This is a genomic window from Streptomyces sp. NPDC086080 (assembly GCF_044540255.1).
GTDB lineage: Bacteria > Actinomycetota > Actinomycetes > Streptomycetales > Streptomycetaceae > Streptomyces.
The window spans coordinates 61,804-75,901 of sequence record NZ_JBITRU010000037.1 but is presented as its reverse complement, the minus strand read 5'-3'; the positions used below and the strand labels follow the sequence as shown (position 1 = coordinate 75,901).

10 protein-coding genes, 2 tRNA genes, 1 other RNA gene and 2 pseudogenes are annotated in these 14,098 nt (G+C 71.4%); 9 read left to right on the top strand and 6 right to left on the bottom strand.

Annotated features, from left to right (window positions below; translation table 11 throughout):
• Nucleotides 1-208: 208 nt before the first annotated feature.
• The 3 genes from ACIF9R_RS32270 (at nt 209) to ACIF9R_RS32260 (ending at nt 1,616) form a co-directional block, all read left to right on the top strand.
• Nucleotides 209-1,009: a nucleotidyltransferase domain-containing protein gene (locus ACIF9R_RS32270; protein ID WP_399985947.1), complete on the top strand. Its 801-nt coding sequence runs from the start codon at nt 209-211 to the stop codon at nt 1,007-1,009.
• Nucleotides 1,010-1,289: 280 nt separating this feature from the next.
• Nucleotides 1,290-1,433 carry a hypothetical protein gene (locus tag ACIF9R_RS32265; protein WP_399985946.1) on the top strand — a complete coding sequence of 48 codons (144 nt, stop codon included), beginning with the start codon at nt 1,290-1,292 and terminating at the stop codon, nt 1,431-1,433.
• A 27-nt stretch (nt 1,434-1,460) separates the two neighbouring features.
• Complete coding sequence (locus ACIF9R_RS32260; protein WP_399985951.1) at nt 1,461-1,616, top strand: hypothetical protein; 156 nt, start codon at nt 1,461-1,463, stop codon at nt 1,614-1,616.
• 7 nt (nt 1,617-1,623) lie between these two features.
• Here the strand turns inward: ACIF9R_RS32260 and ACIF9R_RS32255 are convergent.
• The 3 genes and pseudogenes from ACIF9R_RS32255 to ACIF9R_RS32245 all read right to left on the bottom strand — a co-directional run.
• Nucleotides 1,624-1,920: pseudogene (locus tag ACIF9R_RS32255) on the bottom strand (MBL fold metallo-hydrolase); the annotation flags it as partial.
• A 214-nt stretch (nt 1,921-2,134) separates the two neighbouring features.
• Nucleotides 2,135-2,506: pseudogene (locus tag ACIF9R_RS32250) on the bottom strand (DNA methyltransferase); the annotation flags it as partial.
• A 500-nt stretch (nt 2,507-3,006) separates the two neighbouring features.
• Nucleotides 3,007-3,091: transfer RNA gene (locus ACIF9R_RS32245), tRNA-Ser, on the bottom strand.
• A 72-nt stretch (nt 3,092-3,163) separates the two neighbouring features.
• On the opposite strand from ACIF9R_RS32245, the gene ffs reads away from it, so the two are divergent.
• The 6 genes from ffs (at nt 3,164) to ACIF9R_RS32215 (ending at nt 12,022) form a co-directional block, all read left to right on the top strand.
• An RNA gene (gene ffs / locus ACIF9R_RS32240) (signal recognition particle sRNA small type) lies at nt 3,164-3,262 on the top strand.
• 48 nt (nt 3,263-3,310) lie between these two features.
• Nucleotides 3,311-5,596 carry a DNA polymerase III subunit gamma and tau gene (locus ACIF9R_RS32235; protein ID WP_399985945.1) on the top strand — a complete coding sequence of 762 codons (2,286 nt, stop codon included), beginning with the start codon at nt 3,311-3,313 and terminating at the stop codon, nt 5,594-5,596.
• 144 nt (nt 5,597-5,740) lie between these two features.
• Nucleotides 5,741-6,994: a phosphoribosylamine--glycine ligase gene (gene purD / locus ACIF9R_RS32230; RefSeq protein ID WP_399985944.1), complete on the top strand. Its 1,254-nt coding sequence runs from the start codon at nt 5,741-5,743 to the stop codon at nt 6,992-6,994.
• 376 nt (nt 6,995-7,370) lie between these two features.
• Nucleotides 7,371-9,263 carry a hypothetical protein gene (locus ACIF9R_RS32225; RefSeq protein ID WP_399985943.1) on the top strand — a complete coding sequence of 631 codons (1,893 nt, stop codon included), beginning with the start codon at nt 7,371-7,373 and terminating at the stop codon, nt 9,261-9,263.
• Between the two features lie 263 nt (nt 9,264-9,526).
• Nucleotides 9,527-11,053, top strand: coding sequence for a N,N-dimethylformamidase beta subunit family domain-containing protein (locus ACIF9R_RS32220; protein ID WP_399985942.1), 1,527 nt, complete (start codon nt 9,527-9,529; stop codon nt 11,051-11,053).
• A gap of 69 nt (nt 11,054-11,122) precedes the next feature.
• The gene (locus tag ACIF9R_RS32215) at nt 11,123-12,022 is read left to right on the top strand and encodes a phosphoribosylaminoimidazolesuccinocarboxamide synthase (protein WP_399985941.1); all 900 of its coding nucleotides are present in this window, start codon (nt 11,123-11,125) and stop codon (nt 12,020-12,022) included.
• A gap of 91 nt (nt 12,023-12,113) precedes the next feature.
• Here ACIF9R_RS32215 and ACIF9R_RS32210 read toward each other — a convergent pair.
• From ACIF9R_RS32210 to ACIF9R_RS32200, 3 genes are all read right to left on the bottom strand, one after another.
• A tRNA-Gly gene (locus tag ACIF9R_RS32210) sits at nt 12,114-12,186 on the bottom strand.
• A 22-nt stretch (nt 12,187-12,208) separates the two neighbouring features.
• Complete coding sequence (locus ACIF9R_RS32205; RefSeq protein ID WP_399985940.1) at nt 12,209-12,829, bottom strand: response regulator; 621 nt, start codon at nt 12,827-12,829, stop codon at nt 12,209-12,211.
• Nucleotides 12,826-14,088: a sensor histidine kinase gene (locus tag ACIF9R_RS32200; RefSeq protein ID WP_399985939.1), complete on the bottom strand. Its 1,263-nt coding sequence runs from the start codon at nt 14,086-14,088 to the stop codon at nt 12,826-12,828. The genes ACIF9R_RS32205 and ACIF9R_RS32200 overlap by 4 nt, the downstream gene beginning before the upstream one ends.
• Between the last annotated feature and the right edge of the window lie 10 nt (nt 14,089-14,098).

Sequence of the window (14,098 nt, the reverse complement as noted above, 5' to 3'; positions counted from 1 at the left end):
TGCTGGTCAGACTGACCCACCCAGGGGCTGGGGGCAGCACTGCAGGCTGCCCCCGGCCCCCACCAGGAAGATCACGATCTACGACTGGAGTACTAATACGCGACTTTCCCGAAGCTGCCCGCGTCACCATAGGCACCGCAGCGGAGAACGACCGGCTTCTCGAGGTGACAGCCACAGCAGGCAAGTTGCTTACAGCGAGGATTGACTAGTGTTCATTCCCCTTGATTCTGACGGCTATCTGATAAATCTTGCCGACGCCGAGAAGGTAGGTCCGCAGTGGCGCCCCCTCATCGAGAGTCTGGTGGATGAATGCCGGTCACGCTACCAAGATCTTGCCAGCGTTTACATCAGAGGATCAGTGGCCACCGGAACAGCCGTATGGGGACGTTCAGACCTTGATCTCATAGCCGTGACGTACCAGGAGCACGCGTTCGACAGGGTGTGGATACGGGAGGCTGCGGATCGCACGCTCAGCCGACACTCGACTGTCGTCGACATCGATCTCGCCATAACATCCGCGGCAGCAATACTCACGGACCGTAAGAGTGGTTTCTACATTAAGACGCAATCGGCTCTGGTGTACGGAGAAGACTTCGCGCCGCGGATCGCTCCCTACCGGATTAATGCGGACGCGTTCAGTCATCTATTCAATCTCGAACTCGATCTCAAAACGGTCCGTTGCGCCGCTGGCGGCGCCTCTGATGCGTTTGCGCGAACGCTCATTTTGCGACTTTTGAAGCGAGTGCTGCGCGCCAGCCTGGAACTGGTTGCCGAACGACATCAAGCATATACGCGTGACCCGGACATGTGCTGCGAACTCTTCGGGAAGTATTATCCCGAAAAGGCAGCAGTCGCGCGGAAAATATTGGATCTCATGTCCGAGTTCACCGATCCTGATGACGCACTTGAATCAATTGAATCATTGATTGATTGGATCGCTGCTGAGAGATTACGCATCTACCCGCTGGAAATGCCGAAGATCGCTTTTATTGACGACCTTGGAGTCTGAGAAAACTCAACCCAAAGTCTTCAGTAGGGTTCGGTCGCTGGTCGGCTCGGCCTTTCGTCCGTAATGTCTTCGTGCCGTGTGTGGCGGGCCGTCGCTTGACGCCGCAGGCTCACCACCCTCTCCCTGGACGAGTGCCCCGTCCTCGTCCTCATCGACCTCCAGAACGGCATTCTGGGACTGCCCACTGTGCACCCCTTCGGCGACGTGCTGAGGAACGCCGTGCGGCTCGCCGATTCCGCGCCAAGGGCCTGCCGGTCGGACGCGCGCGGGTGGCCTGCCGGTGAGGCGGTCCGCCGCGCCGGGCCTGACGCAGGCACCGCCGACCGAGTTCGCCGAGTTCCGGACGACCTGGGGCCGGTCTGCGATGACATCGTTCACCAAGCGGCACTGGGGTGCGTTCACCGGAACCGAGCTGGATCTGTAGCTGCGCCGACGTGGGGTCACGCAGATCGTGCTCCGCGGTATCGTCGTCGATCGGCGTCAAGTCGACCGCGGGCTCGGTGTTCGAGCGTACGCCGCGTCCCACGAGCACGCCTTCGGCAAGACATTCCCGCGGATCGCCGAGACCGGCACGACCGACGAAGTGCTCGAACTCCTGAGCTGGTAGGGCCTGTTCAGAGCTGCGCCGAGGTACCCGGGGCCAGGCGCAGGTGCTCCGTGCCGCCGAGCCCGCCGATCTGCCGGTCGTAGATCGGGCGGGCCACGTCGGTCAGCAATGCGTCGTGGATGTCGTACGCACGTCGCGGCTTGACCTCGCGTACGTAGTCGATGACCTCGGAGATCTTGTTCCAGGGCGCCATGACCGGGAGCATCAGCGTCTCGACCGGGTGGTCGGGGACGGTGAGGGCGTCGCCGGGGTGGAAGACCGTGCCGACGTCGTCGCCCTTCACGAGGTAGCCGACGTTCGTGATCCCTGTACCCCCAGACGAACATTTGGAAAGCGTGTTGGGGGCAACCCCTCACGAGAGGGTGCTGGATCGCGTAGACCATCGGATGGTTCGTTGCTGCCTTGCCCGCGGTCGCATCCCCGTCGCGCCACGGGACAGGGTCCCCGTCGCGCTGCTGGTAGCGGCTCGTGTTTGAGGCGGCGAGCCTGGGCATCCTGTTCGGGACCCAGGACTCCGACCTGCGGTAGACGAGGATCGTGTCCTGCGAGGTAGAAAGCAGTCTGGTGTCGTTCCGGGGCGAGTCCGCCTTCTGCCAGGCGACCTCGGCGACGAAGTTGTTCTCCCCGAGCTCCTCGTCGAGGACGACGCGGCATCGGTGCGACTCCATGTCGAGGTGCACCCATACGGAGGCGTCGTCCGCGAGCAGCGGCCTGATCTGGCGGATCCTGTCCCGAAGGAGGGTGAGCCAGATCGAGTGCGTGATGTTGTCCTCGTACTGCGTGAACGCCTGGCCAGTGTTGAAAGGCGGGTCGATGTAGACCAGCTTGACCTTCCCGGCGTACTTCTCGGAGTAAGCCGGGATCTTGGCCAGCGCGTCCAGCGCGTGCATCGCGTCGCCGGTGATCAAGAGGTTGTCGGTGGTCGGCTGAGGCAGTTCCGCCGGGCGGCTCGCAGGGGTCGGCGCTTCGACTCGGCCGACCTCGTGGAGGAGGCGAACCTCGGAGACTCGGTAGTCCGTCGGGTCGACGAAGGTGTAGTCGTATCTTTCCGTCCCCGGTCGACAGGAGCGTCTTGTCCTTGTCGGTCCAGGTCAGTTCGAGACGGCCCTGGTGTCGGGGCGTCGAGTTCGAGGCCATGCGGCGATCCCTTGCGCTGTGGAGATGACGTTGTCCATCTTGTCGGAGTCCCGACGAAAGCGACGGCGAACCACGACACTGACCAGGCACTACGTGCCTGCCTTGCAGGCGCTCCTCCCGGACAGCCATGGTGAAACGCCAAGCCCGCTGCCCGCCGATGGCGGGGCAACTGCAACCAAAACTGCAACCACGGAACGACGAAGGCCCCGGCCGCTGAGCGGTCGGGGCCTTCGTTTGCCCTGCTGGGCGGGTGCGGAGGATACGAGATTCGAACTCGTGAGGGGTTGCCCCCAACACGCTTTCCAAGCGTGCGCCCTAGGCCACTAGGCGAATCCTCCGGTGGGAACATTACATGACCGAGAGGAGTGCTCGCGAACTCGTTCCGGGCCCGCGACATGGGGTAGCCTCTGCGTAGCCCCTCACGCGGCGCTATCTGACTGAACTCCCCCAGGGCCGGAAGGCAGCAAGGGTAGGTCGGCTCTGGCGGGTGCGTGGGGGGCGCTTGCGTTCCCGAGCGGCCGGCCCGGTTGTCGGCGCTCGCCTATAACCTCGTATGCGTGTCGTCTCTCGCGTTGTACCGCCGCTATCGCCCGGAGTCGTTCGCCGAGGTCATCGGGCAGGAGCATGTCACCGACCCGTTGCAGCAGGCGCTGCGGAACAACCGGGTCAATCACGCGTACCTGTTCAGCGGTCCGCGCGGCTGCGGCAAGACGACCAGTGCGCGCATCCTCGCGCGATGCCTGAACTGCGAGAAGGGTCCGACGCCGACGCCGTGCGGGGAGTGCCAGTCCTGCCAGGACCTCGCGCGGGGCGGGCCCGGTTCGATCGACGTCATCGAGATCGACGCAGCCTCCCACGGTGGTGTGGACGACGCCCGTGACCTGCGCGAGAAGGCGTTCTTCGGGCCCGCGGGCAGCCGGTACAAGATCTACATCATCGACGAGGCCCACATGGTCTCCCCGCAGGGCTTCAACGCTCTGCTCAAGGTCGTCGAGGAGCCCCCGGAGCATCTGAAGTTCATCTTCGCCACCACCGAGCCCGAGAAGGTCATCGGGACCATCCGGTCGCGTACGCACCACTACCCGTTCCGGCTCGTGCCGCCCGGCACCCTGCGGGACTATCTCGGTGAGGTGTGCGGGAAGGAGAACATCCCCGTCGAGGAGGGCGTGCTGCCGCTGGTCGTGCGGGCGGGCGCGGGGTCCGTGCGTGACTCGATGTCCGTCATGGATCAGTTGCTCGCCAGCGCGGGAGAGAGCGGGGTGACGTATGCCATGGCCACCTCCCTGCTCGGGTACACCGACGGTTCCCTGCTCGACTCCGTCGTCGAGGCCTTCGCGACCGGTGACGGAGCCGCCGCCTTCGAGGTCGTCGACCGGGTGATCGAGGGTGGCAACGATCCGCGCAGGTTCGTCGCGGACCTGCTGGAGCGGCTGCGGGACCTCGTCATCCTCGCCGCGGTTCCCGACGCCGCCGACAAGGGGCTCATCGACGCCCCCGCCGACGTCATCGAGCGAATGCAGGCCCAGGCCGGCACCTTCGGCCCCGCCGAACTCACCCGCGCCGCCGACATCGTCAACGAGGGGCTCACCGAGATGCGCGGCGCCAACGCGCCGCGTCTTCAGCTGGAGCTGATCTGCGCGCGCGTGATGCTTCCCGCCGCATACGGCGACGAGCGGTCGCTGATGGCCCGGCTGGACCGGATCGAGCGCGGGGTGAACTTCTCCGCGGGCGCGGCCGGTGGCGCCGGTGTGCCCACCGTGGGGTATGTCCCGGGGCCGGAGGTTCACGGGGGAGCGGGGCAGGGGCAACAGGGAGTGGGGCAGGGGCCCGTGGAGCCGGGGGGCGGTGCTGCCGCCGCGCGGGCCGCGGTCAGGGCCCAGGGCCCGTCGCCCATGCCTACACCCACACCCGCTCCCACACCCGCGCCTGCGTCCATGCCGCCCGCTCCCGCTCCGGCTGCCCCTCAGGCCCAGCCACCCGCGGCCGCCGAGCGTCCGGCCGCGCCGGCCGGTGCCCCCGGTGCCTGGCCCACCGCCGCCCCCGCCGGTGCGGGCGGCACCCGGCGGCCCGGCGGCTGGCCCACGGCCACCCCGGCGGGCGGCGGCGGGCGCCCTCCGGCGTCGGCGCCGGCGGCGGGGCCGAGCGCACCCGCGCCCACCGCCGCCCCCGCGCCCCAGGCGGCGCCGTCGGCTCCCGCTCCCGCTCCTTCGGGCGGCGGCGGTGGTCTCGATCCCCGCACGCTCTGGCCGAACATTCTCGAGACGGTGAAGAACCGCCGTCGCTTCACCTGGATCCTGCTCAGCCAGAACGCCCAGGTGACCGGCTTCGACGGCACCACCCTCCAGATCGGCTTCGTGAACGCGGGCGCGCGGGACAACTTCCTCAGCAGCGGCAGCGAGGACGTGCTGCGCCAGGCGCTGGCCGAGCAGTTCCACGTGCAGTGGAAGATCGAGGCGGTCGTGGACCCGTCCGGCGGCGGCGCGATGCCCCCCGCCCAGGCCGCGCCCCCCGGCGGCGGCTACGGCGGTGGCGCGGGCCATGGCGGTGGTGGTGGCGGTGGCGGGTACGGCGGCGCCGGCACCGGTGGCGGTCAGCGTCCGTCCGCGCCGCAGGCGGGTCCTCCGGCCGCCCCCGCCCGGCCCGCGAGCGCTTCCGCGGCCCCGGCCCCCGCGCCGGCCGCGCCGCCCCGCCCGTCCGCGCCGGAGCCGCCGGCCCCCGTCTCCCCCGAGGACGACACCCCCGAGGACGACGACCCCGACCTGGACGAATCCGCCCTTTCCGGGACGGAACTCCTCGTACGGGAGCTGGGAGCGTCGGTCGTCGAGGAGATCGCGAACGAGTAGGGTCCGGCGCCTCGCGGGGCTTTCCGAGGGGCGACGGACGCCCTCCGTCACGGTGGTGTTCGGAGGAACCCACGAACCACCTCCCCCCACCCCTTCGGAAGCCCGCACAAAGCGAACCCGCCGTCTCCCGTTAGGCTGACCCCCGTGAAGGTCCTCGTCATCGGCAGCGGCGCCCGCGAACACGCCCTGTGCCACTCCCTGTCCCTCGACCCCGATGTCACCGCGCTGTACTGCGCGCCCGGCAACGCCGGCATCGCCGAGGTCGCCGAGCTGCACCAGGTCGACGCCCTCGACGGCGCGGCCGTGTCCGCGCTGGCCGTGCGGCTCGGCGCGGACCTCGTGGTGGTCGGTCCGGAGGCGCCCCTCGTCGCCGGTGTCGCCGACGCCGTGCGCGACGCCGGCATTCCGGTCTTCGGCCCCTCCAAGGAAGCCGCGCAGCTCGAAGGCTCCAAGGCCTTCGCGAAGGACGTCATGGCGGGGGCGGGCGTACCCACCGCCCGTTCGTACGTCTGCACGACGCCCGAGGAGGTCGACAACGCCCTCAAGGCGTTCGGCGCCCCGTACGTCGTCAAGGACGACGGGCTCGCGGCCGGCAAGGGCGTCGTCGTCACCGGCGACGTCGAGGCGGCCCGTGCGCACGCCGGGGGATGCGACCGGGTGGTCATCGAGGAGTTCCTCGACGGCCCCGAGGTCTCCCTCTTCGCGATCACCGACGGCGAGACCGTCGTACCCCTCCAGCCCGCCCAGGACTTCAAGCGCGCGCTGGACGGCGACGAGGGCCCGAACACCGGCGGCATGGGGGCGTACTCCCCGCTGCCGTGGGCCGATCCGAAGCTGGTCGACGAGGTCATGGAGACGGTGCTGCAGCCGACCGTCGACGAGATGCGGCGCCGTGGCACCCCCTTCTCGGGCCTGCTCTACGCCGGTCTGGCGATCACCTCGCGCGGTGTCCGCGTGATCGAGTTCAACGCCCGATTCGGCGACCCCGAGACCCAGGTGGTCCTGGCCCGGCTGAAGACCCCGCTGGGCGGCATCCTGATGGCCGCCGCCACCGGCAACCTCGCCCACCTGGAGCCGACGCGCTGGAGCGACGAGGCCGCCGTCACCGTGGTCGTCGCCTCGCACAACTACCCCGGCACCCCCCGCACCGGCGACCCGATCACCGGTCTGGACGAGGTCGCCGCCCAGGACGCCCCGGACGCGTACGTCCTGCACGCCGGTACGCGGCGCGAGGGCGACGCGGTCGTCAGCGCGGGCGGGCGCGTGCTGTCCGTCACGGCGACCGGCAAGGACCTCACCGAGGCCCGCGACCGCGCCTACCGCGCGGTGGCCCGGATCCGCCTCGACGGCTCCCAGCACCGCACGGACATCGCGGCGAAGGCCGCGCGGGAGGCGTAGGGCCTGTTGCGACAGTGGCGCCGCCCGCGCGAAGCACGGCACGCGCTCTCGCCGCACCGGCCGAAAGTCCGCAGCGGGGGCCCAGTCGCACCGGCCGGGGTCCGCTCCCGGCACCGATGAACCCCGCAGGCCCCGGATCCATCTCAGGATCCGGGGCCTGACCCTTGCCGTCTGTCGTCCACCTTTCCCCAAAGCCATTCCATCGGGTGAGCGATGCGCCATCCGGCTGACGTGACCCGAGGCCCCAACTAGGGTGCCGCGCAAGCGTTCCGGCACTTGGCCCACCGGCATTGCGATGTCAGTGGCGGGTGCCACAGTGGGGAGCATGGGCAATGCCAGGACAGCGTCCGGAGCCGGGAGGGGGTGACGTCGGACCATGAGCGGAAGCGGAATGGGAGCAGCGCGGGCAGGGGGGCCGAGCGCGCGGTCCCGGGCGCTGGCCGTGCTGCGGGTCCGCAGCCGGGCGCTGGCCGTCGCGCTGCTGCCGGCCGCCGTCGCCGTGATCCTGCTCGTCGGCGGTTCCACCGGCCGTCTCCCCGGTGCCGGCTGGGATCTGGCTCGCCGGTTCCTCACGCCCGTCGCGGTGCTCGTTCTGCTCCTCGCCGCCGGGGTCGCCCTGGTCGTCGCCCGTGCCCGGCCCGCCATGAGCCCCACGGTGCCGATCGCCGAGGAGGCGGCCCCCGACCTGTACCGGATGGTGCGTGACCTGGCCGACCGCCTCGACGTCCCGACTCCGTCCGCGATAGCGCTCACCCCGGACTGCGACAGCTGGCTGGAGGACCGCACCCATCCGGCCCATGGCCCTCCGCCGGCCGAGGAGCACCGCGACATAGCGGGCGCGGGACGGCCTCCGCGCAGGGCGCCCGCCGCACCCGTCCTGGTGATCGGCTCTCCGTTCCTGTGGTGGATGCGGGTGGGCGAGCTGCGCGCGGTCCTCGCCCCGGTGGTCGCGGGTACGGGACCGTCGGCGCACCCGGACATAGCCGCCGCCCGGCGCTTCGTGCAGGGGCTGGACGCGGCGGTGGCCGTGACCTCGGCGCCGCGACGCGGCCCCGTGGCCCGCGGGGTGCTCGCGGGCGTCGGCTGGGTGGTGCGGCTGCTGCTGCGCGGGTGCCGGGGGCATGCCGCCGAGATGGAGCGCGGGGTCGCGGCCGCGGCGGCCGACCGTGCACAGGCTGTGGACTACGGGCTGCGGATCGTCGCCCAGGAACAGGTGGGCCTGGCGTACGCGGGCTGGGACCGGCTGCTCACCCGGGTCGCGCTGCCCGCCTGGCGGATGGGCCGCTGGCCGTCGCGGCTCAACGCGGGAGTGGTGGCGGCACTCACCGAGCTGTCCCGCCGCGACCGGCTGGCGGAGGGCTTCGCCTCCCGCCTCGGCGAGCGTCCCGCCTGCGATCTGCTCGAAGAGCCCGGCGCGGTGGACGAGGCCACCTCGCTGCTCGCCGCCCGCCTCTTCCACGGTGGGCCCGCGGAGACCGGTCCGGACTGGTCACCGGTCCACTGGGGCGACTATCCGGAGGAGGTCGTCGACCGCAAGTGGCGCACCGACGCCGCCCGCCTCCACCGGGTCCTGGACGCCCTCCACATACCTCCGCCCACCCCGGGAGAGCATCCGGCCCCGGACGGCCCCACCCTCACCCGGGTCCTCGCCCACCTGACGACCCACCCCGGGCCGGGAGAGCGGCCGCCCGTGCCCGTCGCATCGTCCGGACTGGTGTCGGGGCCTGCCCAGCCCGGGGAACCCCCGATGCCCGGGGAACCCCCGGTGCAGGGGGAAGGCGACCCGCGCCCGTCCTCCGCTCCGGCCATGGACTCCGACCCCGGTCTCGCTCCGGACGACGACGAGGACCTGGCCGACACCACTCCTCGCAGCGCCGCACTGGCGGCCCGGCTGAGTGCCGAGCTGGCGCGCGAGGAGACGGCCGCCGCCGCGGGCCCGGAAGGCACCCCGCACCCCGGCACCCCCGACCCCGCCGCCTCCCGTGACGACCACGCCCTCCCCCTGTTCCCGCTCCAGGCCCCCCGCACCTCCCGTGAGCTGCTCGCCGACCACATCACGGCGATGGTCTGCTGCGCGGCGATGGACACCGCGGGCGCCACCCCCGGCCTCGACTGGCTCGACGGCCCGACGCTGCTCCTGGGCGGCGTACGGGTGTCGGACCTGTCCCCCCAGGTGCTGGCCCTGATCGAGGACGGCGATCCCTCCGGCCTCCGTCTGTGGCTGACCCGGTACGGCATACGCCCGGAGAAGCCGGTCCGCCTCGTCTGAGCCCGCCACCCCGTCACTCCGCCCCCCCGTCACCCCGCTACCCCTCCGGCCCGCTCGGAGTCGGCCCTTCCGCTTTCGGTCAATTCACAACGACCGGTGACGGACTGCGTGCGTTATGTGATGTGCTTGGACCGTTCGCGCTCGCCGGCAAGGGCTCGCGACATACGACAAGCACATAACTGACGTAGGGCCTCACTCGTCAGGCGACTGCCGAACAGCACCACGCACCGCATCGCAACCGGGGCACGAGGAGGGGAGCGATCATGGGCTCGGAGCAGATTCGCCGCTGGGAGTCGGGAGCACTGGCGCACGCCGTGAACGACCCCTTCGGGCAGGGACCCCTCCCATGGCTGCGCGGCAGCGAGACGTACTTCGGCGACAGCGGCCAGCTCGTCCCCTGGTACGTGGACGCGGACGCGGACCCGTTGCCGGACCCGGGCCGGACGGTGGCGGCCCGCATCCCCCGGCAGGGCGGCCCCAGGACCCGCGCCCCCCGCTTCTCCGGCGGTCCCCGCGCCGCCGACGACGTACGCCGCCAGATCAAGGGCTTCAGCTCGACCGGCGCCGTCGCCCCCGGAGAGTCCATCGACTTCCACATCACCGTCGACCCGCCCCAGGAGTTCGGCGTCGACGTCTACCGCATCGGCGACTACGGCGGCGACGGCGCGATCAAGATCACCTCCAGCCCCCGCCTCTCCGGCATCGTGCAGCCCCCGCCGCTCACCGCCGACCGCACCGTCTCCTGCCACCACTGGTGGCTCTCCTGGCGGTTACCGGTGCCGTCGTACTGGAGCGTCGGCGCGTATGTCGCCGTGCTCACCACGGCCGACGGCTACCGCTCGCACATCCCGTTCACCGTCCGCGACAGGCGCCCGGCGGACCTCCTCCTCGTCCTGCCCGACGTCACCTGGCAGGCCTACAACCTCTACCCGGAGGACGGCCGCACCGGCGCGAGCCTCTACCACGCCTGGGACGAGCGGGGCAGGCTGCTCGGTGAGTCCGACGCCGCCGTCACCGTCTCCTTCGACCGCCCCTACGCAGGCGCCGGCCTCCCGCTGCACGTCGGGCACGCCTACGACGTCATCCGCTGGGCCGAACGCTACGGCTACGACCTCGCCTACGCCGACGCCCGCGATCTGCACGCCGGCCGGGTGGACCCCACCCGGTACCGGGGCCTGGTCTTCCCCGGCCACGACGAGTACTGGTCGGCGCCCATGCGCACCGCCGTGGAGCGCGCCCGCGCGCACGGCACGTCCCTGGTCTTCCTCTCCGCCAACACCCTGTACTGGCAGGTGGAGCTGGCCGCCTCCCCCGCCGGCCCCGACCGCCTGCTGACCTGCCGCAAACGCCGGGGCCCGGGCAAACCGGTGCTGTGGCGGGAGATCGACCGGGCCGAGCAGCAGCTGCTCGGCATCCAGTACGCCGGCCCCGTCCCGCGGCCGCACCCGCTGATCGTCCGCAACGCGGGCCACTGGATGTGGGAGGCGACCGGCGCCCACGAGGGCGACGGCATCGAGGGCATGGTCGCGGGCGAGGCCGACCGCTACTACCCGCGCACCCCGCTGCCCGAGTACGAGGAGCGCGTCCTGCTCGCGCACTCCCCGTACACCGACCGGGCGGGCGCCGGGCGCCACCAGGAGACCTCCCTCTACCGTGCCCCCTCCGGCGCCTGGGTCTTCGCCGCCGGCACCTTCGCCTGGTCACCGGCGCTGGACCGGCCGGGCCATGCCGACCCCCGGATCCAGCGCGCCACGGCCAACCTCCTGGACCGCATCTGCAAACGCGACTGACCCGCGGCGACGACCGGCTCCCCGGTACGGGAGAATCGAGTCATTCAGACAGAACCACGGGGAGGAACCGTGTCCGGATTCGTCGAGAAGCCCGAACCGATCCAGGTTCCGGGCCTGGTGCATCTGCACACCGGCAAGGTGCGCGAGCTGTACCGGAACGAGGCGGGCGACCTCGTGATGGTCGCCAGTGACCGCATCTCCGCCTACGACTGGGTGCTGCCGACCGAGATCCCCGACAAGGGCCGGGTGCTCACCCAGCTGTCCCTGTGGTGGTTCGACCAGCTCGCCGACCTGCTGCCGCACCACGTCCTGAGCACCGACGTCCCGGACGGCGCCCCCGCCGACTGGGCGGGCCGCACCCTGGTCTGCAAGTCGCTGAACATGGTCCCCGTGGAGTGCGTGGCCCGCGGCTACCTCACCGGCTCGGGCCTCGCCGAGTACCACGAGACCCGTACGGTCTGCGGCCTCGCTCTCCCGGAGGGCCTGGTGGACGGCTCCGAGCTGCCCGCCCCGATCTTCACCCCGGCCACCAAGGCCGCCGTCGGCGACCACGACGAGAACGTCTCCTACGAGGAGGTCGCCCGCCAGGTGGGCGCGGACACCGCGGCCCGGCTGCGCCAGGCGACCCTCGCCGCCTACTCCCGCGCCCGGGACATCGCCCGGGACCGGGGGATCATCCTCGCGGACACCAAGTTCGAGTTCGGCTTCGACGGCGAGACGCTGGTCATCGCCGACGAGGTGCTCACCCCGGACTCCTCCCGCTTCTGGCCGGCCGAGCAGTGGGAACCGGGCCACGCCCAGCCCTCGTACGACAAGCAGTTCGTACGGGACTGGCTCACCTCGGCCGAGTCGGGCTGGGACCGCAAGAGCGAGCAGCCCCCGCCGCCGCTGCCGCAGCACGTGGTGGATGCGACCCGGGCCAAGTACGTGGAGGCGTACGAGCGGTTGACCGGCACTCCCTGGAGCTGACCGCACGACGGTCGGGCCCTGCGGGGCCCGACCGCCCATGGCAACCGCCCATGACAAAGGCCCCGGTCGATGACCGGGGCCTTTGCTGCCGAGCGAACGACGAGGTTCGAACTCGCGACCTCAACCTTGGCAAGGTTGCGCTCTACCAACTGAGCTACGTTCGCATGCGCCGTGGCGCGAGAACCACTATACCCAACCTCGCTCCCGTGCGAGGCGCACCGCGGCATGACGGTTCTCCGCCCCGAGCTTCGAGACGGCCGAGGAGAGATAGTTGCGCACGGTGCCCTGGGACAGCGCGGCCCGCTCCGCGATCTCCGCCACGGGCGCCCCGTCCGCCGCCAGCTCCAGCACCTCCGCCTCGCGCACGGTCAGCGGGGAGTCGCCGGCGGCGATCGCGTCGGCGGCCAACTCGGGGTCGACGTAACGGTTTCCCGCGTGCACCGTGCGGATGATCTCCGCGAGGCGCTGGGCGCTGACGGTCTTGGGGACGAACCCGCGCACACCTGCCGCAAGCGCCCGCTTCAGATGTCCCGGCCGTCCGTGACTGGTCACGATCAGCACCCGGCAGCCGGGCAGCTCGGACCGCAGCGATGTGGCGACCTTCACACCGTCCGCGCCGGGCATCTGCAGATCCAGTACGGCCACGTCGGGGGCGTGCGCCCGGGCCATCGCCAGTGCCTCCGGCCCGGAGGCCGCCTCGGCGACCACCGTCAGATCGTCCTCGAACGAGAGCAGCGCGGCCAGGGCGCCCCGGATCAGATGCTCGTCGTCGGCGAGCAGCAGCCGTACGGGCCGGGGGGCGGTCACGATGTCGCCCCACTCACGGAACCGGGCCTCTCCACGACGGCGGCCGGAGCGGCCTCGCCGGAATGCGCGGGCAGCGGGACCTCGGCGGTCAGCAGGAACCGCCCGTCCCCGGTGGGCCCGGCCCGCAGGGTCCCCCCGATCTCCGCCAGCCGTTCGCGCAGCCCGATGAGCCCGGCCCCCCGGTCCGGTCCGCCGGTCCGGGGTACGCCGTCGTTCTCCACCGTCAGCACCACACGCCCCTCCTTCACCCGCAGTTCCATCGCGCACCGCCGTGCGTCCCCGTGCCGCAGCACATTCGTGGCCGCCTCCCGCACCGCCCACCCGAGCGCGGACTGCACCGGCGCGGGGAACCCGGCCGCCGGGCCGGTGACCGTGCAGTCGATACCGGCGGCGGACAGCACCCCCTGCGCGCCCGCGAGCTCGTTGCCGAGGTCCGCCTCGCGATAGCCGCGCACGACCTCGCGCACCTCCCGCTGCGCCTCCTGCGCGAGGCGCTGCACCTCGACCATCTGGGTCACGGCCTCGGGCCGCCCCCGCTGGACCAGTTGGACGGCCAGCTCGCTCTTCAGCGCGATCACCGCGAGGTTGCGCCCCATCACGTCGTGCAGATCCCGTCCGAACCTGAGCCGCTCCTCGGCGACGGCGAGCCGCGCGCGGGTGTCACGGGCCTCGTCCAGCTCGTAGACGGCGTTGAGCAGCCAGGCGGAGAAGGAGTAGGTGAAGGCGAAGAACCCGCCCCCGGCCAGCACGACCAGGGCGGTGACAAGAGCGGCGGGCCAGGGCATCCCGACGGCGCCGGACACCGCTCCCGAGCCCACCGCGAAGCCCGCCACCAGGGCGGTCACCCGCCGCTGCCCATGTACGCCGACGGCGGTGGTGCCGGCGCCGAAGACCATCACGATCGCGAAGAGTGCGCCGGCGGCCTCGGCGGCATCGTCGTCGCCGTGCCGGGCGACGACGAGCGAGACGACGGCCACCAGCGCGGTGGTGACGGCCAGTGTCCACAGCGTCCGGACCGGCCGGTCCCGCTGTCCGCGCAGCCAGTCCAGGGAACGCGAGGCGGTCACGCCGCAGACCACGCTGTGGACGGCCGCCATGGACACCAGCAGCGTCGTCGTCCGCGGCTCCGCGAGCCCGAGCGCCGGCCCCACGGCCACCGAGAGCTCGGTCAGCGCGAGCAGATGGAACGACCACCGCGTGTACGTCTCGAACTTCGCCGGTGTGCTCTTGCGCCCCCACCAGCCGCCCGGCCTGCTCATCCGCTCGCCC